Raw genomic sequence first — 19,091 nt, 5'->3', positions numbered from 1 at the left:
GTCGCGATAATGGAACGCATATTCGTCATGTCGATTTGAACGTTCTAACAGTACCTCGCAAGATGGACGGTTTATAGCCGGCGGCGATATCGGGAGACGATATGGTATTTTGTCCGAATCGCTGAATTGTAATTTTTCGCAGAATATATTGAGGGGAATATCGAGGCAATGTCAGACATCGCACTCAACTGGGTGGCGCTCGGCGTCACCGTCGTCCTGTTCGCGGGACTCGGACTGCTGAGCGTGAAGAAGAAGGCCGGATTCACCGCACGCGTGCTGCTCGCCACCGTGCTGGGCATCGGCATGGGCGTGGCGTTCAAGGGGCACACCGACTACGTGGCGGCGTTCGGCACCGTGTGGTCCAACGTGATCTCCGCCATCGTGGTGCCGCTGCTGCTGTTCAGCATCATTGCCAGCATCACCAACCTCGGGGAATCCATCCGCCTGAAGAACATCGGCATCAAGACCGTGTTCCTGCTGCTGCTCAACACGTTCACGGCGGCGGCGATCACGCTCGCCCTGTCGCTCGCGTTCGGCATCGGCAAGGGATTCCAGTACACGCTGCCCACCGATTACCAGCAGCGCGAGGTGCCGGCCGTGCTCGACACCATCGTGAACCTGTTCCCCACGAACCTGGCCGCGAACTGGTCCGAGAACCAGGTGGTGCCCGTGGTGATCTTCGCCATCCTGGTGGCCGTGGCCTATAACGCCGCCGGCGCCACCGACAAGGCGCGTGCCGCCATCGTGCCGTTCAAGGCGTTCATCGACGCCGGCAACGTGGTGCTCTCGCGTGCCACGCAGATCGTGGTCGGCTTCACGCCCTATGCCGTGCTCTCGCTCATCGCAGCGGCCGTGAGCGGCAGCGACGTGGCGGCCCTGCTGCCGTTGCTCGTGGTGCTGCTGGTGGCGTACATCGCCATGGTGCTGCAGCTGTTCGTGGTGCAGCCGCTGGTGCTGGCCGGTGTGACCCGGCTCAACCCGGTGTACTTCTTCAGGACGTTCTGGACCGCCGGCGTGGTGGCGTTCACCTCCGAAAGCAGCATCGGCACGATTCCGGTGACCGTGCGCCAGCTGCGCAGTGCGGGCGTGCCCGGCGACATCGCGTCGTTCGTGGCCGGCATCGGCGCCAACCTCGGCATGCCCGGCTGCGCCGGCGTGTGGCCCGTGCTGCTCGCCGTGTTCGCCGTGAACGCGCAGGGCCTGGATTACTCGCCCGCGCAGTACGGCTTCCTCGTGGTGCTGGCGCTGCTCGTGTCCATCGGCACGGTGGGCGTTCCCGGCACCGCCACCATCACCGCCACCTCGCTGTTCGCCGCAGCCGGCCTTCCGGTGCCGTTCATCGCCATCACGCAGCCCATCTCGCAGATCGTGGACATGGGCCGTACCGCGCTCAACGTGGCCGGCGCCGCCAACACGGCCGTGGTCGTGGCGGCAAGCGAGAAGCAGCTGGACGAGGACCTCTATTACCAGCGCAAGGAGTTCGTGGAGACCGAGGAGGATGCGATCGAGGCCTCCCGAGGTGCCACCGCGCTTGGCGCCGGTGCCGAATCCGCGAACGTATTCACCGCATCCACGTCCGCCGCGAACGTGTTCGCGTCCACGTCGTCGAATCCGCTCGAACTCACGCCGGGCGCGGTGCTCGCCGGCCAGGGCGAGGACCTGTGCGGCGTGCGTCTGCCGTCCAGGGCCGGCTCGTCCAAAAACGCCGAATAATCATCCGCGATAATCATCGACGCAAAACGTCCCGTTCGGACCCGACGGTCCGGCGGGACGTTTTGCGTATATATGGATTGCGTATATATGGACGTCACATATCCATATATATGGAGCTATGTGGGGCGTTGTGCGATTCGTCACGTTCGGGCCCGCGAAAGTCCCGTGCCCTCCGCCGAAGAAGCCGCGTCATCCGGCGGATGCGCCGCTCCTCTGTAACCTGCCCGTCATCTTCGAGACGGAATCGAAATAATCGGGCAACACGTTCGATGCCGAACGTTGCCATGCTGTTCCCTGTTGCATTCATAGGGTAAAGGGGAGAGGAACGCATGGGCAGAACATCACTAGCGTTGCGTGCCGGAGCGGCGGCCCTCGCGGTCGCCGCGATCATGGGCCTCAGCGGCTGCGGATGGGGACGCACCGTCGCCGAGAAAGAGGCCCTCGACAAGAACTCGGCGTCGAACGCCTCGGCCACGTCATGCGTGGATACGTCGGGCAACACCATCAAGGTCGGCTTCGTGAACTCGCTTTCCGGAACGATGGCCATCTCCGAAAAGACTGTCAGCGATTCGCTGCACATGGCCGTCGACGAGATCAACGCGGACGGCGGCGTGCTCGGCAAGCAGATCCAGATCGAACAGCAGGACGGCAAGTCCGAACCCGCCACGTTCGCCGAAAAGGCCCGCACGCTCATCGAGAAGCAGTGCGTCGCCGCCGTGTTCGGCGGCTGGACGTCCAGCTCGCGCAAGGCCATGCTGCCGGTCTTCGAGGAGGACAACGCGCTGCTGTTCTATCCGCTGCAATACGAGGGCATGGAATCCTCGCCGAACATCTTCTACTCCGGCGCCGCCCCGAACCAGCAGATCGTTCCCGCGCTCGACTACCTCAAGGAGCAGGGCCATAAGAAGCTGTTCCTCGTCGGATCCGACTACGTGTTCCCGCAGACTGCCAACCGCGTGGTCAAGGCCTACGCCGAAGGCAACGGCATGGAGGTCGTCGGCGAGGAATACACCCCGATGGGATCGACAGACTTCACCACCATCGTCAACAAGCTCAAGTTCTCCGGTGCCGACGCCGTCGTGAACACGCTGAACGGCGACTCCAACGTCGCGTTCTTCAAGGAATACAAGGCCTCCGGCCTTTCCGCCGACAAGGTGCCGGTCATCTCTATGTCCATCGCCGAAGAGGAGGTCGCCTCGATCGGCGTCGACAACGTCAAGGACCAGCTGACCGCTTGGAACTACTATCAGACGCTCGACAACCCCGAGAACAAGGAGTTCGTGAAGAACTTCAAGGCCAAGTACGGCGAAAGCCGGCCGACCTCCGACCCGATGGAATCCGCGTACACGTCCGTGTACCTGTGGAAGAAGATGGTCGAGAAGGCCAGGTCGTTCGACGTGGACAAGGTCAAGGCCGCGGCCGACGGCGTCACGTTCGACGCCCCCGAAGGCCAGGTGAAGGTCGACGGCAAGAACCACCACATCTACAAGACGTCGTATATCGGCAAGATCGGCTCCGACAAGCTGATCCACACCGTATGGAAGTCCGACGGGCCCATCGCGCCCGACCCGTATCTGAAGACCTATGACTGGGCGAAGAGCCTCAGCGCCAGCACGTCCGGTTCGGACGGGTCCGGCGAGTGATCGGGAGCCAAGGAGAGGAACCGCTATGAATATGTTGTTTCCGCAGATAGTCGCGGGATTGTCGAACGGATCGATTCTGCTGCTGGCCGCGCTCGGCTTGTCGCTGACCTTCGGCCAGATGGGCGTCATCAACAACGCCCACGGCGAGTTCATGATGGCCGGCGCCTACACGGCCTATGTGATGAGCTCGCTCATCGGCGGCAACGCGGCGTCGCTGGCGCTCGCACTGGTCGTCGGATTCGTGGTGGCCGGCCTGCTGGGCCTGCTGCTCGACGTGCTGCTGCTCGAACGCATGCGCACCAGGCCGTTGGATACGCTGCTCGTGACGTTCGGCGTCTCGCTGGTATTGCAGCAGATCGCGCGTGACATCTTCGGCTCGACCGGCGTGTACGCGCAGGCCCCCGAGGCGCTGACCAAGCCGGTGACCATCTTCGGCTACAGCTTCCCGGCCGCACGACTGTTCATCTTCATTCTGGCGATCGTATGCGTGGCCGCGCTGTACGCGGTGCTGAAGCTCACGCCGCTGGGCCGCCAGATTCGCGCGACCTCCGAGAACCGCGACCTCGCCGAGGTCTCGGGCATCTCCACCAAGGCCGTCGACCATGTGACGTTCTTCATCGGCTCGGGCATCGCCGGCGTGGCCGGCGTGGCCCTGAGCCTGCTGAACTCCATCAGCTACAACTTCGGAACCTCGTTCATCGTGCAGGCGTTCCTCGTGGTCGTCGCCGGCGGCGTCGGCCAGCTCAAGGGCGCCGTGATCGCGTCGTTCGTGCTCGGCCTGTGCCAGTCGGCCGTCGAACTGCCCACGTCGTCGTCCATCGCGCAGATGTCGGTGTTCCTCATCGTGGTCATCTTCCTGCAGTTCCGCCCGCAGGGCCTTGTGGCCATCCGTTCCAGGAATCTGGCGTAAGGGAAGGGGATTGCAATGAGCAACGGCATCGTTCAGGGCATCGGCAGCGACAAGTCGGCCGGCGCCGTATTCGAAAAATATCGTGTATGGGTGGGCATCGTCGTCACCGTGGCGTTGATTTTCCTCATGCCGGCCGTATTGAGCGGCTACAGCCTCGGTCTGCTGTCGAAGTATCTGTGCTATGCGATGGTGGCCGTCGGCATCGGACTGGCCTGGGGCCAGGGCGGCATGCTGACGCTGGGACAGGGCCTGTTCTTTGGCCTCGGCGCATATGTCATGGCCATTCATCTGAAACTCGAGGAGCTCGGTCCCGGCCAGGTGCCCGACTTCATGGCGCAGTACGGCATCACCGACCTGCCGGGATTCTGGGACCTGTTCCGCAATCCCGTCGTCGCCGTGATCGGCGTGGCCGTCGTTCCCGGCGCGATCGCCGCCGTGCTCGGCATCCTCGTGTTCGGACGCGGCGTGCGCGGCGCCTACTTCGCGATCCTTTCGCAGGCGTTGGTCGCGGCGTTCTCCGTGCTGCTCGTCGGACAGTCCAAGACCACCGGCGGCGCCAACGGCCTCAGTGATTTCTCCGGATTCTTCGGCTACGACCTCACCGACCCGGCCAACAAGCAGATGATCTACTACATCTGCGCGTTCCTCGTGCTGGCCATGGTGCTTATCGTGCGCTGGATCCGCAAGTCGTTCATGGGCGAGCTCATCATCGGCGTGCGCGACCAGGAGAACCGCATGAAGTTCCTCGGCTACAACCCCGCGTCCATCAAGGTGTTCGCGTTCTCGCTGGCGGCCATGTTCGCCGGCATCGGCGGCGCGATGTTCGTGCCCGTCGTCGGCATCATCTCGCCGTCCGACATCGGCGTGACGCCGTCGATCCTGATGCTCGCCGGCGTGGTGATCGGCGGACGAACCACGCTGCTCGGCCCGGTCGTCGGCACGCTGCTCATCCGCTTCGCCGAAACGCAGCTGTCGGACGCCTATCCGTCCGCCTGGACGTACATCGAAGGCCTCATCTTCATCCTCGTCATCGCGTTCGCGCCATACGGACTCGGCCAGGCCAAGGATCTGTGGCCGTGGCTGAAGGAGAAATTCGGTGGCGGGGCCGGCTCGACGGCCGGTGACGTGGCCGCAGCCGGTGCCGTCGTGGGAGCCAAGGCGGTGGAAGCATGAGCGGGACCAGCAGGAAAGAGGTGAGCGACGTGACCGAAAAGAACACGGCCGAAAAGAACACGGCCGAAAAGAACGATATTTCCGATGCCGCGCAGCTTCGCGCCGAGGCGCAGCAGCTGCGCGACGAGGCCCGGCAGATGCGAGACGAAGTCAGCCGCATGAAGGACGAGATCGTCTCCGAACGCAAGCGCATGCAGGACCTGAAGGACGAGCTCTCCGTGCTCGACGACCGCGGCGGCCAGTGGAGCGACTATCTCGAAATCCAGGGCCTGCACGTGGAATTCGACGGATTCGTCGCCGTCAAGGACTTGAACCTTACGGTGCAGCATGGCGATCTGCGATTCCTCATCGGCCCGAACGGCGCCGGCAAGACCACCATCATCGACGCGATCACCGGCCTGACGCCGGCGACCGGCTCCGCCAAATTCCGCGGCGAGCAGCTGCTCGGCAGGAAGCCCAACGACATCGTCAAACTCGGCGTCGGACGCACCTTCCAGACCGCGTCGGTCGTGGAGGAGCTGTCGGTGCTGGAGAACCTGCAGCTGGCCGAAGGCTTCCGCAAGAAGACGCGCGACCTGTTCCGACCGGTCAGGGGCGTCTCGCAGAACATCCAGTACATGATGGACGTCACCGGCCTGACCGCCGACGCCTACAAGCCGGCCGGCATCCTGCCGCACGGCAAGAAGCAATGGCTCGAGATCGGCATGCTGCTCGTGCAGGACGCCCATCTGCTGCTGCTCGACGAACCCGTCGCCGGCATGACGCCGGAGGAGAGGCAGCAGACCGGCGAGCTGCTCAAGCGATGCAGCCGCAACCGCACGGTCATCATCGTCGAACACGACATGGAATTCATGCGCAAGTTCGCCGACTCCGTCACCGTGCTCAACCAGGGCGAGATCCTCGCCGAGGGTTCGGTTGAAGAAATTCAGAATAACGACGAAGTCGTAAGTATTTACCTGGGCGGAGGCGAAAACTAATGGCAATGTTGGAAGTGAATGGGCTGAGCACCGGCTACGGCAAGGTGACCGTGGTCAACGACATCAGCTTCGACGTGCCCGAAGGCAAATGGGTCAGCATCATCGGCAACAACGGCGCCGGCAAGACCTCGCTGCTCAAGGCGATTCTCGGCCTGCTGCCCACCACCGGCGGCACGGTGAAATTCGACGGCAAGGACGTGACCAAGGCGGCGCCGAACCAGCGCATCCGCGCGGGCATGGCGTTCGTGCCGCAGGGACAGCAGTCGTTCGGCACCATGACCGTCGACGAGAACCTGCACGTGGTCGCCGACCGCTATGGTTCCGAGGCGCAGGCCCGCTATGACGAGGCCGTGGAGGCGTTCCCCGTGCTGAAGGAGTTCGCCGGTCGACGTGCCGGTCTGCTGTCCGGAGGCCAGCGGCAGCAGCTTTCGATCGCGAGGGCGTTGATCACGCGGCCGAAGCTCATGATTCTCGACGAGCCGACCGAAGGCATCCAGCCGAACATCGTGGCCGACATCCAGCGTTCGATCCGTTCGATGGTCGAGGACCGCGGCATCGGCGTCGTGCTGGTCGAACAGAAGGTGCAGTTCGCCGTCGAACGCTGCGACACGTACCATGTGCTCGCATCCGGTCGGTTCATCGCCTCCGGCAAGGGCGGCGCCGACCAGGTCGAGACCGCAAAGGAAGCCATGCGCGTGTAGGCGTTGCATGGCTTGCGGGATGCGTGTGTCATACGGTCTGTTCATACGGTCTGTTCGTCCCGCATGATGCCCTCGGACCCGTGTGATGCGCTGCATCTTGTGCGGCGCCTCTCAATACTCCTTCCTCGACGCCGGCATCGAAGCCCGTCGGGGAAGGTTTGTTCCGGCGGGACGGCCGTTGCTGTAACTGTCCGTGGCAGCGACCGCCCCGCCTTTTTCTGCGTTGTTCATATGTGTTGTTCGGTTTTGTGGAATTTGTTAGTTTTGTTCTGCAAATTCATCAGTAGGGTTTATGTAATTTCATCAGTAGGATTCATGCAAATTCATCAATAGGAATGCCGATGATTCATCAGTAGGGTCTATGACGATTCGTCAATAAGGGTGTTTTCGCGGTCCTGCCATTTTCAGCATCGCCGGTTCCGGGGCATCCTCGCCGACATGTGCATCGTGTATCAGCGCACGGACTCCGGCATCCGAGTGCGAGGCTTCGGAAACTGTCACCTGCCGTCGGATATCTACCGACGCTTGGCTGAGGCAACTCGGTGATCTGAGGAAAAGGGTAGTTAAAGGGTCCATTTAGGGGTCGCAACGGGGATTGGTGCCGTTGCGACAAAAATGTTGGAATATCAACGTTTCTCCGGTTTTGTGTCTTCCAACTTATAAAAGATATAAAACTTATAAAAAGATATAAAAGGGTGGGTTCGCGGTCGGCGTTTGCGGCGGCCGCATACCGTTGCTGAGTCGTTTTCCTTTCCGGTGACTTTTCGGTGTCGGCAAGTTATCTTCAAAAAAAAGTAGTAGAATACATTTTTATCAACCAAAAAATGTCATTTGCGACATTTTTCCGAAGATAACTCAGATATAAGCGTATTGGCGACGATGGGTGCGATAGGGGCTGATGACCTATGCATAGGAATATGATGAAGCGTCTTGCCGAATGGAAGAATGCTCCCAGCCACAAGCCGCTGCTTGTATATGGCGCTCGTCAGACAGGAAAGACCTACTTGTTGAATGAGTTCGCAAAGACGGAATTTGCGAATGATTATGTGCGCTTTGACTTGGAGAGGGATGGTCGTGCTCGTCAGGCTTTTGAACAGGATCTTGAGCCCAGGACGTTGATTCGTCGACTGTCGCAGATTTCCGGCATGCGTATCGCCCCGGAGCATACGCTGCTGTTCTTGGATGAGATTCAGGCTTCCAACCGTGCGTTGGCGTCTTTGAAGTATTTTCAGGAGGATATGCCGCAGCTTGCTGTGGTCGCTGCTGGAAGCCTGCTGGGGGTCGCTGTTAATCAGCAAGGATTTACTGCCCCGGTTGGGAAAGTGCAGACACTGACCTTAAGGCCGATGAATTTTGCCGAGTTTTTGGATGCTCTCGGAGAAGGGGCGTTGGTCGCGGAGATTCGGGAAAGCTATCATAGCGGTGAGTCGTTTTATCTGCACGACGAGATGATGTCTCGATTTTGGCAATATCTTCTGGTGGGCGGCATGCCTGAGGCCGTTTCCGAATATGCCCGTAGCGGCAGTTTTGATGCGGTCCGAGCTTTACAGATGGATATTTTGGATTTGTACTCAGCCGACATGGCCAAATATGCATCACCGGTGGAAACCGCTCGCATACGGGATACCTGGAACAGTATTCCGGCGCAATTGGCAAAGGAAAATCATAAATTCCAGTACAAACTTGTGCGTTCCGGTGGAAGGGCGTCGGTATATGCTCCGGCGATTTCGTGGTTGTTGTCTGCCGGTTTGGTCGAGCGATGCGTGCGTGTTTCCAGTGGGCAGCTTCCGCTTGCCATGCACGAGGATGCGGCGGCATTCAAAATCTACATGGGAGACACCGGCTTGCTGTCGGCCCGTTCGGAATTGCGTCAGGACATGGTGATGGATGTGGAGCGCCGCCGACGGGTCGACTTGGGCGGTGTCGTGGAAAACTATGTTGCGCAGAGCATGTGCGCCAATGGTGTTCCGTTGCGGTATTGGACCAGCGGCGCCACCGCCGAGGTGGATTTCGTCATGCAGATGAACGACAGCGCCGCCGGTGTGCCGGTGGAGGTGAAGTCGTCCGATAACACCAGATCGCGCAGCCTGTCGGTGTACCGAGGCAAGTATGAACCTGATGAGGCGCTGCGTCTTTCGACCAAGAATTTCGGGGTCGACAACGGCGTCCGCAGCGTGCCGCTGTATGCGGCGTTCTGCGTTGGGGAGTAGAGAGGCACCGAAGCTGTGTTGGAAAAGTGTGATGGTTAAGGATGCTGACGTAGAGAGGCTTGTCGTGCGAAAGGCCAGAAAAAAGCATCCGTATTTCTGGGTATCAGCTTGGTGCGGTCTGTCTTTTTTTGTTCTGCTTCCATGACATCGCCTTTAGCATTAGTATGTTTTATGATTTCGCATATCGACTTCTCGTACTTCTCCGTAGATGGCGGCGATGTCGTTGAGGTTGATGCGGAACTGGCTGCGGGCTTTCGGCTTCCATTTGCCGTTCACGAGGGTTGCCTTGTCGCCAGGGTCGTAGACTGCCTTGCCGTCCTTGAACGCCTGGAGGAACAGGCCGAAGCTGGTGGAGATGCCGAGGGTGATGAGCGGACCGAACTCGACCGTGGCGACGCCGTCGTTCTTCTCGCTCAGGTAAGGCACGTATGCGGCGCGGTTGTGCTTGCGCTGCCAGTGTCCGAGCAGCTTCAGGTACGACCATCCGGCGGCGAGGTTTCTCGTGCCCTTCTCGTAGAGGGCAATCATGCCGTTGGGGTCGAAGTGCCTAGCGTCGGTGAAGCCTTCCAGAACGAGTTCGAGCTTCGCGCCCGGCTTGTCCTCGCCTTCGCGCTGGATGTCGCCGGAGGTGAAATAGTAACTGGTCGGGTTGCCGTCCTCGTCAGTGGTGTGTACATGCCCGTACTTGAGTACGAAGTCGACCGTGGACAGGCGTCCTGTTTCGGGGCGGTCGGGCTGCGGGGTGAAGAGCGTGACCTTGTGGTTGTATCGGCGTTCCAAAGACTTCTGCTTGATGGCCTTAAGCTCCCAGATGTCGAAGTCCGGTCCGGGAATGGCGTTCTCCCCCACGCCCAGCTCCGCCTCCAGCGTGAGACCGGGGGCATTGGGGGCAGCGTACGGTTGGACGATGGTGCCGTCATTGTTAAGCCGCCACGGAATGATTTTGCGGCCGACGATGTTCTCCAAGGCCCGTTCGAGAGTGGAGAACTCGTCCTGCTGACGCTGTGACTGGTAGACGATCGGGCATAAGTGCCCCGCCTCGAAGGTCTCCATGCCGAGCACGTACCGCGCCGCCGGGGATTCGGCCCCGACCACAAGTGCCACTATCCGAACGACTTCGCCGGAAGCATTCTTCACCGGGCCTAGGAACAGGCAGCGGTTTACTTCATGGCCGCGTTTCGTTTCACTCAGCAGCTCGGACGGGGCCTCCTTGCAGCCGCGTAGAAACCCGGAAAAACGAACCTCGGGATATTGCGGGTAGTAGCAGAGCTTCGCGTCGGGGGCATCAAACCGACCATTCGGCGTGACCCATTGCCACGTCACAGGAATCTGGATGACCGGGTTGCCGGCCTTTTTCTTCTGCGATTTTGCCGGAGTATATGACGGCTTCCCCAGCGGGAAGAAGGATAGATCCGATGGATCATTGGCCAGCCATATCTGCTGCTTGGAGTTGTTGTTCGCGACGAGTCTTTTGACCCAGATGCTGCTTGCACCGGCGTTGGCGAGCAGTTCGTTGACCTGGCTGATGTCGGCCGTGTCGTACCATTGGCGGGCTTCATTGACGTGGGTATCGCACATGCAACCACGATACCCACGAACAACAGACAATGGCCGGCTCGACACCGGCCATTTAGGGTTAGTTCTCGCTGGCTCCGGCGACGGCAAGCTCCCGGGCCTTCTGGATTTCGTCCACGGATCTTTCCGCATCGTCCAGAATCAGTCCTTGGTCGCCCTCTGCCATGACCTTGAGGATGTGGGGGCGCATGATGCGCGCGACCTCGGCGATGGCGGGCACGACCACGCTGTTGCCGAACTGGCGGTAGGCCTGCGTGTCCGAAACGGGGATGCGGAAGTCGTCCGGGTAGCCCATGAGACGGGCGCACTCGCGCGGCGTCAGACGGCGGGGGCGCTCGTCGCCTTGGGAGATAAGAATCTCGCTGCCATCCTTGTGGTAGCGGGCGGACAGGGTGCGCGACACCATGTCCGGGGTGACGAGCCCGTAGCCGAACCCGTGGCCCAGAGCCTCGTGCTTCTTCCTGTAGTCCTGAAGGTACTGCCACAGACGCGGGGTGAGCGTGTACTTGTCCTGCACCTTCTTGTGCTCGAAGTCGAAGTACTTGTCGCCGTCCCACGGCAGATAGGGCTCGGTGCCGTCGGTTTTGTGGAGGATGTCGGCGAGCACCGGCTGATGGTCCGGGAACTTGAGATCGTCCCATGTGAAGTCGGTCCTAGAGCGGAAGCCGACGATGTAGATGCGCTCCCTGTGCTGGGGCACGAAGTGCTGGCCGTCGACGACCTTCCAGTGCACCTCGTAGCCGAGCTCGTTCTGCAGTGCGTCGAGGATGACCTTGAACGTGCGACCACGGTCATGGCTGGTGAGGTTCTTCACGTTCTCCAGGAGGAACGCGGCGGGACGCTTGGCCGCGATGATGCGCGCCACGTCGAAGAACAGGGTGCCCTGCGTCTTGTCGCGGAAGCCGGTCTCCCGTCCGAGGCTGCGCTTCTTCGAGACGCCGGCCAGACTGAACGGCTGGCACGGGAAGCCAGCGAGCACCACGTCACAGTCCGGGATGTCGTTCGCGTCCACCTGTGTGATGTCGCCGGCCATGGTCTCGGCGAACCCGTAGTTGGTGCGGTAGGTGCGCGTGGAGAACTCGTTCCACTCGGACGAGAACACGGCGTGGCCGCCGGCGGTCGCGAAGCCGCGGCGGATGCCGCCGATGCCGGCAAACAGATCGATGGTCCGGAAGTCCGTGCCGGTCTCGTGCGTGGTGCCGTAGTACAGCTCCTGCAACGCGGGGACGTAGGCGGGCTTGCACTGGACCTTGCCCGACTCCCAGCGCTCCACGGTGGATGTGGACAGGCCGAGCGACTCGGCCAGCTGGCGTCGGGTCATACTCTCGCGCAACTTGGAGATAAGCTCGTCGGCATCATCAATGGCGTTTTCGGGAATCAGGCTACTCATAGGGAAGAATATATGTCATTATGATGACAAAAACTCCCTCTATGAATCTAAAGTGGAAATCTTATTGTGAAAATAAGAACGCTGTTCGTCTATTGGTCGAAGTGACGAGAAATTGTAACGTAATATAAATGGATATGGCTGGTCGGGAAGGTAAAATTTGTATTTTAGACCTCTTTTGCGGGGCTGGTGGACTATCCGAAGGTTTTCATCAGGCCTCGGAACGCTATTGCGTCGTGGCTGCAGTGGAGATGGATCAATCTGCTGCTGCTTCATATGAAGCCTCCTTTGGGAAAGGCATTGTGCATGCTGTGCCTATTCAGGAATGGCTGGTCGAAAGTGATGTGCCACAAAATATTGATGTCGTTATTGGCGGCCCCCCCTGCCAAGGATTTTCAACATTGGGCAAGCGCGATCAAGAAGATAAGCGCAACATGTTGTGGCAACAATATGCAGAAACTATTAATAGAACGAAGCCTCGATATTTTGTTATGGAAAATGTGCCGGCATTTTTGAAATCTAAGCAGTATGAGGCTTTGTTGGCGAGCACGGGGAAGAACGGGATTCTCTCTGATTATTTGTTAACGGTTAAGATTCTTAATGCTGCAGATTACGGAGTTCCTCAACTGCGCAAGAGAGCTGTTGTCATTGGCTATCGTCGAGACTGCGACAATCCCGGTTTCCCTGTTCCGACGAATGATGGAAAACCGTTGACAGTGAGAGATGCTTTGTCGCATGTACAAAGCCATGTAACGCAAATTGAGTTGCCCTCTGGAAGGTTTTTTGAGTTTAATGGGAAGTCCTACCCCGGTGCCTTTGCTCCGCATGAATTACATTTAACACGGAGATATTCTGATTTATCTCTTGCGCGATTTAGTTTCATACCTGTTGGGGGTAATCGTTTTGATATTCCGGAGAGACTGTTAGCACCTTGCTGGAAGGGCTATACCAAAGGTGCTACAGATGTCATGGGACGCCTACGTTGGGATGCCCCATCGGTGACGATTAGGACTGAGTTTTTCAAACCAGAAAAAGGACGTTATCTTCATCCTGATGAAGATCGTGCGCTTACTTTGTATGAGGCGTCGCTGTTGCAAGGGTTTCCGGAAAGTCACCGTTTTGTCGGGTCCAAGGTTTCTATAGCGAGACAAATCGGTAATGCTGTTCCTATTCCCCTGGGGAAGGCGATTGCTCAGCGTATCCTTCGCAATATAGAAAGAGCGGAAAGACATGGATGATTTCGACATTCTGAAGAGGAAGAATCAAGAAGATTTCTTTCCTTTTATATCGTACGTATGTTTTCCTCACTTCAAAAACTTATCGATTGGTGCTCGTATTAATTTCACATATCCAATTACGGCCATTGTAGGGCCTAATGGTGTGAATAAGAGCTCCATCCTTAGAGCACTTCAAGGGGCGCCTAATGGGTATAACATTGGCCGATACTGGTTTGAAACAGCTTTGGATCCGATTGAGGAAGCAGACAACGGTAAGCAACGATACTACTATGGCTATATTCCTCGACGGGATGTGCATGCAGAGGTGATGCTTACGCGCGTGAATAATGCGCGGCGAGATGATCCTGATTACTTCGAAACAGACGAGCCACGTAAGAGGGATGGCATGGCGGCCATGCCTCCTTATCGTAAAGAAGACGCACAGTACCGTAGCCAAACTCGTTGGCGTCCGGTCGAGAAGCATGTATTATATCTTGACTTTCGTCAGGAACTGCCTGCATATGATATCTATACCAGCTTTAATTGGCGAAATCAGAGAAATAAGCTTAAGGATAAGAAGCGTAATGTTCGTAGAGCATCGCCCCATGTCAAGAAAGCTCTAGAAACTTTAGAGACTGAGCAGCGCTTATATGGAGCTAATCGCATCCTTGAACCTCCTGTTGAACTTGACGCTGTGGAACGTACATCGGTATCTAAGATTCTCGGAAGAGAATATAGAAAAATAAGCTTAGTGAAACATGATTTCTTCGGAGTGGAGGGTTATACAGCTAAACTCGTCACAGAAAATCGCGACTATTCAGAAGCATACGCAGGAAGTGGTGAATTCGCGGCAATTATGCTGGTCCATCAGCTTTGCACTACGCAAAGCAGGAGTCTCATCTTATTAGATGAGCCGGAGACGTCGCTGCATCCGAGTGCACAGAGAGAATTGCTGCGTTTTTTGGCAAAAAAGTGTAAAACTGATGGTCATCAAGTAGTGATGTCGACTCATGCTCCCACCCTTATTGAAGAGCTTCCGCCAGAGGCCATTAAAATGCTGGACATTGATCCGATTAGTCATAAGGTTGCAGTTCTCTCGCAGGAAGCGTCTCCGCTAGAAGCTTTCAATCGATTGGGGATGAATTATCCAGAGAGGACTTTTCTCGTAGAGGATGAGTTAGCCGCTATGTTGGTTAATACGGCAGCAAAATTAATTAGTAAAGATTACCAACAATCCATCAAGGTAGTCCCAGTACCTGGTGGAGCGGGAACCATCAAAACACGTGTCATTCCAGTCTCTGCTCAGACGCACTCTTCGTCCTTTGTGCTTTTGGATGGGGATATGAAACCTGAGACGACATTGCGGAAGCCTGAAGATGTCCCTGATAATGAACTTGAATCGGAACTGGGGAAAATTGGAATATCAAAAAAATATATATTGCGCAACGGTGGGAATGATAACAGCTCTGAGCTTGACCTTCAGGCGATGAGAGAAACTCTGGCATGGATTTGTAATCATGTTGCCTTTCTGCCAAGTAGCGATAATCCGGATTACCTGTTACTTCGCATTTGCAATCAGCATTTGCCTTCTGATCCTCATGATGCAAAAGAATGTTGGCAGCGAATAGCGCGGGAAGAGTTTAATCTTGATGAAACGGAATCTGTGCCAGCGAACCAGCAAGCTGCGGTTCAGCAGATGTATTTAGCGAGAGTTATCAAGGGAGGGGGTAATAATTCATTGTTGACTGAATTGGGTAAAACATTGCGATTATTATTGCCTTCCCTTTGAGTGAGAGGTTTCTGCAGAAAGCAACGCTGTGTAGATTCTGCGATGTGAGTGCACGGTAAGTGCATATGCGTGGCGCATGAGCTATAGAAACGTGATGTTTTTATTGAAGGCTTAAAGTTGCTGGTAATTTCAACCAACGGCGATGGGGGTCCGATGAGACTTACTCCTAGGGAGATCGACAAGCTGCTGCTGCATCAGGCGGGCGAGCTTGCCAAGGAACGGAAAAACCGCGGCGTGAAGCTCAACTATCCGGAGGCTGTGGCGCTCATCAGCTCCGAATGCGTGGAACGCGCGCGCGAGGGCGCGACCGTCGCCGAACTCATGCAGTACGGCCGCACGCTCCTCAAGCCCGAAGACGTGATGGACGGCGTGGCCGAGATGATCGACGTCGTGGAGGTCGAGGCCACGTTCCCCGACGGCACCAAGCTCGTCTCCGTGCACAACCCCATCGAAACCACCGAAAAGCTCAAGCCGGGCGAATACTTCTTCGCCGACGGCGACCTCACCATCAACGCCGGCCGTGAAAGCATCGAACTCGACGTGGTCAACACCGCCGACCGTCCGATCCAGATCGGCTCGCACTTCCACTTCTTCGAAGTCAACAAATACCTCAAGTTCGACCGCAAAGCCGCCTACGGCAAGCGGCTCGACATCCCCGCCGGCACCGCCGTGCGCTTCGAACCGGGCGAATCGCATCGCGTGCAGCTCATCGACATCGCCGGCACACGCGAAGTGCACGGCTTCAGCGCCCTCGTCGACGGCAAGCTCGACGACCCGACCGTACGCGAAGCCGCATTCGCCAAGGCCAAGGAACAAGGATTTTTGGGGATGTGAGTTGGGTGGAGACGGCTTCGCCGTTCTCTCGCCCGCATCCGTGGGCTCCCCTCAGTCAGCCTGACGGCCGACAGCTCCCCTCGGGGAGGGGAGCCGACAACAACGGTAAGGACTTGAAATCATGAGCAAGACGATTACACGCAGCGACTACGCCGGCATGTTCGGCCCGACGACGGGCGACCGCGTACGCCTCGGCGACACCGACCTCATTATCGAAGTCGAAAAGGACTACACGAACTACGGCGACGAACTCAAGTTCGGCGGCGGCAAATCATTCCGCGACGGCATGGGCCAAAGCTCCGTGCAGCTCGACGCCGAATCGCCCGACACCGTCATCACCAACGCCCTCATCGTCGACTACACCGGCATCTACAAGGCCGACATCGGCATCAAGAACGGCAAGATTTCGGCCATCGGCAAGGCCGGCAATCCGCAGACCATGGACGGCGTCACGCCCGGCCTGGCCGTCGGCTCCGGCACCGAGGCGCTCGCCGGCGAAGGCATGATTGTAACGGCCGGCGGACTCGACACCCACATCCACTTCATCTCGCCGCAGCAGGTGCGCACCGCGCTCGCCGGCGGCGTGACCACCATGGTCGGCGGCGGCACCGGCCCGGCCGACGGCACCAATGCAACCACCTGCAACCCCGGCGCCTTCCACCTGGCCCGCATGATCGAGGCGGCGGAAGCGTTGCCCGTCAACATCGCGTACCTCGGCAAGGGCAACGACTCCTCGCCCGAACCGCTGCGCGAGCAGATTCGCGCCGGCGCCGCGGGCCTGAAGATTCATGAGGACTGGGGTTCCACGCCCGCTGTCATCGACACCTGCCTCGGCGTCGCCGACGAAATGGACGTGCAGGTGGCCATCCACACCGACACCCTGAACGAGGGCGGCTGCGTGGAAGACACCATCGCCGCGTTCAAGGGACGCGCCATCCACACGTACCACACCGAGGGCGCGGGCGGCGGCCACGCGCCCGACATCATCCGTGCGGCCGGCTTCCCCAACGTGCTGCCGAGCTCCACGAACCCGACCATGCCGTTCACGCGCAACACCGTCGACGAGCATCTCGACATGATGATGGTCTGCCATCATCTCGACCGCAACGTTCCCGAGGACATCTCGTTCGCCGACTCGCGAATCCGCCCCGAGACCATCGGCGCGGAGGACGTGCTGCACGACATGGGCATCATCTCCATGATGAGCTCCGACTCGCAGGCCATGGGTCGCGTGGGCGAGGTCATCACCCGCACCATCCAGACCGCCGACAAGATGAAGAAGCAGCGCGGCCCGCTCCCCGAAGACGAGCACGACAACAACCGCAACGACAACTTCCGCGTGAAGCGCTACGTCTCGAAGTTCACCATCAACCCGGCCATCACGCACGGCATCGCCGACTACGTCGGCTCCGTGGAGGTCGGCAAGATGGCGGACCTCGTGCTGTGGCAGCCGGCCATGTTCGGCGCCAAGCCCGAAATGGTCATCAAGGGCGGATCCATCGCCTACTCGCGCATGGGCGACGCCAACGCCTCCATCCCGACGCCGGAACCCGTGTACTACCGCGACATGTTCGGCGCTCTGGGCCGTGCGTTGGGCAGCTCCTGCGCGACGTTCGTGTCGCAGGCCGCCATCGACGACGACATCAAGGGCAAGCTCGGTCTGCAGCGTCAGGTGCTGCCGGTGCACGGCTGCCGCACGGTGGGCAAGAAGGACCTCAAGTTCAACGACACGTTGGCCGACATCCAGGTGAACCCCGAAACGTTCCAGGTGACGGTCGACGGCGAGCTCATTCACTCCGATCCGGCGAACGAGCTGCCGCTTACGCAGCGCTACTTCCTGTTCTGAGACCGGCTGGTGCCGGTTGGGGCTGGCTGAGATTGACTGAGCCAGCCCCAGACCGGGAAACCGGGAAAGAGGAATATCGTCTTATGCGGAGATGATGTCGGCGGCCGACTTGATGAAGTCGAAGGCGTCGTCGCCGCGTTTGGTGAGAATGCGTACGCAGATGCCGTTCGTGACGCGGCTTGCGCCGAATTCGCCTTCGAAGCCCGTTTCCTCCGCGAACGCACGGATGCGGTCGATCTGCGCATCCTCGGCGGCCGTACGTGCTGCGGCGATGCGCTGCCGTACATCGGGAATCAGCCTCGGGTCCTTGGAACCGGTCGCCGCACCCGACGACGCGGCATACGGCGAATGCTCGGCGTCGGCCAGCGCATCGGGGTCATAGCCGGGGTCGGTTTCGGGAATGTGGGCATACAGCACGCCGCAGTGCGTGTACTCGCGCCACATGCCCATCTCCTCGTAGTCGAAATGCTCGGGTTCGAGCAGCAGCCGGTCCGCGAACACGAGCCGCGAACGATGCTCCGGCTTACGCGGTCGGCCACGCTTCGGCCGCTCTTCCGGAGTCTCGCCCAAGGCCCTCCGATAGTCGTCCGACGCCAACGACTCATCGACCGTCACCCTCAGCCGGTTCGTGAAGCGGCGCATCCGCCAGCGCTCGCCCATGCCCACGCGCCCGCACGTCACCACGTCCGCATACACGAACGTCGACTCGGGACTGATATGTGCTTGGGTTACATTCGTAAACGTGCTGTTATGGAACGGAATCACTGGGAACGGCAGGAACACGGCCTTCGCGTCGCCGCGCGCGGTCAGGTCGATCGTGCGGTTCGCCTCGCCGTCGGCCGTGTCCAGTACCTTCTCGTAGCTTTGCGTCTTCAACGTGGAATCGGTGCCGGGGCCGAAATCACATACGATATGCGCGTCATCGCCCTTGAGAAAACCAGGCGAGGCGAGCATCACGATGAAGTCGGCATGACGTCCGTTCACGAACGGCGTCATGAGCTTGAACGGCGCCTCGAAATACACGTCGTCGATTTTGGTCCGGCCGTTGCGGAACGCGGTGGCAAGACGGAAGGTGCTGCTGGGCATGGTGATCCTCGAAATCTAAGGCATGGGCTA

At 59.0% G+C, this 19,091-nt stretch carries 14 protein-coding genes; 11 read left to right on the top strand and 3 right to left on the bottom strand.

Annotated features, from left to right (window positions below; translation table 11 throughout):
- The first annotated feature begins 168 nt into the window (after positions 1-168).
- The 7 genes from CS006_RS10160 to CS006_RS10130 all read left to right on the top strand — a co-directional run bounded on the left by CS006_RS10160 (position 169) and on the right by CS006_RS10130 (position 9,327).
- Positions 169-1,713 carry a dicarboxylate/amino acid:cation symporter gene (locus CS006_RS10160; RefSeq protein ID WP_100511712.1) on the top strand — a complete coding sequence of 515 codons (1,545 nt, stop codon included), beginning with the start codon at positions 169-171 and terminating at the stop codon, positions 1,711-1,713.
- A gap of 329 nt (positions 1,714-2,042) precedes the next feature.
- Positions 2,043-3,356 carry an urea ABC transporter substrate-binding protein gene (urtA, locus tag CS006_RS10155; RefSeq protein ID WP_100511711.1) on the top strand — a complete coding sequence of 438 codons (1,314 nt, stop codon included), beginning with the start codon at positions 2,043-2,045 and terminating at the stop codon, positions 3,354-3,356.
- Positions 3,357-3,381: 25 nt separating this feature from the next.
- Positions 3,382-4,266: an urea ABC transporter permease subunit UrtB gene (gene urtB / locus CS006_RS10150; RefSeq protein WP_100511710.1), complete on the top strand. Its 885-nt coding sequence runs from the start codon at positions 3,382-3,384 to the stop codon at positions 4,264-4,266.
- A 15-nt stretch (positions 4,267-4,281) separates the two neighbouring features.
- Complete coding sequence (urtC, locus tag CS006_RS10145; protein ID WP_100511709.1) at positions 4,282-5,439, top strand: urea ABC transporter permease subunit UrtC; 1,158 nt, start codon at positions 4,282-4,284, stop codon at positions 5,437-5,439.
- A complete protein-coding gene (gene urtD, locus CS006_RS10140; RefSeq protein ID WP_243387089.1) occupies positions 5,436-6,416 on the top strand; it encodes an urea ABC transporter ATP-binding protein UrtD in 981 nt (326 codons plus the stop codon). Before urtC ends, urtD begins: the two co-directional genes overlap by 4 nt.
- The gene (locus tag CS006_RS10135; protein WP_243387078.1) at positions 6,416-7,117 is read left to right on the top strand and encodes an ATP-binding cassette domain-containing protein; all 702 of its coding nucleotides are present in this window, start codon (positions 6,416-6,418) and stop codon (positions 7,115-7,117) included. Before urtD ends, CS006_RS10135 begins: the two co-directional genes overlap by 1 nt.
- Positions 7,118-8,034: 917 nt before the next feature.
- Entirely contained in the window at positions 8,035-9,327 is a 1,293-nt protein-coding gene (locus CS006_RS10130) for an ATP-binding protein (RefSeq protein ID WP_165777348.1), read from the top strand.
- 159 nt (positions 9,328-9,486) lie between these two features.
- Here the strand turns inward: CS006_RS10130 and CS006_RS10125 are convergent, their stop codons facing one another.
- Together CS006_RS10125 and dcm are read right to left on the bottom strand one after the other, a co-directional pair.
- Positions 9,487-10,905, bottom strand: a complete 1,419-nt coding sequence (locus tag CS006_RS10125; RefSeq protein WP_100511707.1) for an MvaI/BcnI family restriction endonuclease — start codon at positions 10,903-10,905, stop codon at positions 9,487-9,489.
- 58 nt (positions 10,906-10,963) lie between these two features.
- Positions 10,964-12,223, bottom strand: coding sequence for a DNA (cytosine-5-)-methyltransferase (gene dcm / locus CS006_RS10120; protein ID WP_279324836.1), 1,260 nt, complete (start codon positions 12,221-12,223; stop codon positions 10,964-10,966).
- A gap of 197 nt (positions 12,224-12,420) precedes the next feature.
- Between dcm and CS006_RS10115 the strand changes: the two genes are divergently transcribed.
- The 4 genes from CS006_RS10115 (at position 12,421) to ureC (ending at position 17,975) form a co-directional block, all read left to right on the top strand.
- Positions 12,421-13,527: a DNA cytosine methyltransferase gene (locus tag CS006_RS10115; protein WP_207760044.1), complete on the top strand. Its 1,107-nt coding sequence runs from the start codon at positions 12,421-12,423 to the stop codon at positions 13,525-13,527.
- Positions 13,520-15,295, top strand: a complete 1,776-nt coding sequence (locus CS006_RS10110) for an ATP-binding protein (RefSeq protein ID WP_100511705.1) — start codon at positions 13,520-13,522, stop codon at positions 15,293-15,295. Before CS006_RS10115 ends, CS006_RS10110 begins: the two co-directional genes overlap by 8 nt.
- 153 nt (positions 15,296-15,448) lie before the next feature.
- Positions 15,449-16,129, top strand: coding sequence for an urease subunit gamma (gene ureA, locus CS006_RS10105; protein ID WP_100511704.1), 681 nt, complete (start codon positions 15,449-15,451; stop codon positions 16,127-16,129).
- 121 nt (positions 16,130-16,250) lie between these two features.
- Positions 16,251-17,975 (top strand): urease subunit alpha, encoded by a 1,725-nt coding sequence (gene ureC, locus CS006_RS10100; protein WP_100511703.1) that lies wholly within the window; start codon positions 16,251-16,253, stop codon positions 17,973-17,975.
- Positions 17,976-18,056: 81 nt separating this feature from the next.
- Here the strand turns inward: ureC and CS006_RS10095 are convergent, their stop codons facing one another.
- Entirely contained in the window at positions 18,057-19,061 is a 1,005-nt protein-coding gene (locus CS006_RS10095; RefSeq protein WP_100511702.1) for an urease accessory protein UreD, read from the bottom strand.
- Between the last annotated feature and the right edge of the window lie 30 nt (positions 19,062-19,091).

Source organism: Bifidobacterium primatium (genome assembly GCF_002802875.1).
Lineage (GTDB): Bacteria > Actinomycetota > Actinomycetes > Actinomycetales > Bifidobacteriaceae > Galliscardovia > Galliscardovia primatium.
Note: the sequence above shows the minus strand (reverse complement) of the source record. Positions and strands in the feature narration are given on the sequence as shown.

Bases quoted from the DNA above. Each gene is read 5' to 3' on its own strand.
- CS006_RS10160 (WP_100511712.1), top strand. From the start codon at position 169: ATGTCAGACATCGCACTCAACTGGGTGGCGCTCGGCGTCACCGTCGTC.
- urtA (WP_100511711.1), top strand. From the start codon at position 2,043: ATGGGCAGAACATCACTAGCGTTGCGTGCCGGAGCGGCGGCCCTCGCG.
- urtB (WP_100511710.1), top strand. From the start codon at position 3,382: ATGAATATGTTGTTTCCGCAGATAGTCGCGGGATTGTCGAACGGATCG.
- urtC (WP_100511709.1), top strand. From the start codon at position 4,282: ATGAGCAACGGCATCGTTCAGGGCATCGGCAGCGACAAGTCGGCCGGC.
- urtD (WP_243387089.1), top strand. From the start codon at position 5,436: ATGAGCGGGACCAGCAGGAAAGAGGTGAGCGACGTGACCGAAAAGAAC.
- CS006_RS10135 (WP_243387078.1), top strand. From the start codon at position 6,416: ATGGCAATGTTGGAAGTGAATGGGCTGAGCACCGGCTACGGCAAGGTG.
- CS006_RS10130 (WP_165777348.1), top strand. From the start codon at position 8,035: ATGATGAAGCGTCTTGCCGAATGGAAGAATGCTCCCAGCCACAAGCCG.
- CS006_RS10125 (WP_100511707.1), bottom strand. From the start codon at position 10,905: ATGTGCGATACCCACGTCAATGAAGCCCGCCAATGGTACGACACGGCC.
- dcm (WP_279324836.1), bottom strand. From the start codon at position 12,223: ATGACCCGACGCCAGCTGGCCGAGTCGCTCGGCCTGTCCACATCCACC.
- CS006_RS10115 (WP_207760044.1), top strand. From the start codon at position 12,421: ATGGATATGGCTGGTCGGGAAGGTAAAATTTGTATTTTAGACCTCTTT.
- CS006_RS10110 (WP_100511705.1), top strand. From the start codon at position 13,520: ATGGATGATTTCGACATTCTGAAGAGGAAGAATCAAGAAGATTTCTTT.
- ureA (WP_100511704.1), top strand. From the start codon at position 15,449: ATGAGACTTACTCCTAGGGAGATCGACAAGCTGCTGCTGCATCAGGCG.
- ureC (WP_100511703.1), top strand. From the start codon at position 16,251: ATGAGCAAGACGATTACACGCAGCGACTACGCCGGCATGTTCGGCCCG.
- CS006_RS10095 (WP_100511702.1), bottom strand. From the start codon at position 19,061: ATGCCCAGCAGCACCTTCCGTCTTGCCACCGCGTTCCGCAACGGCCGG.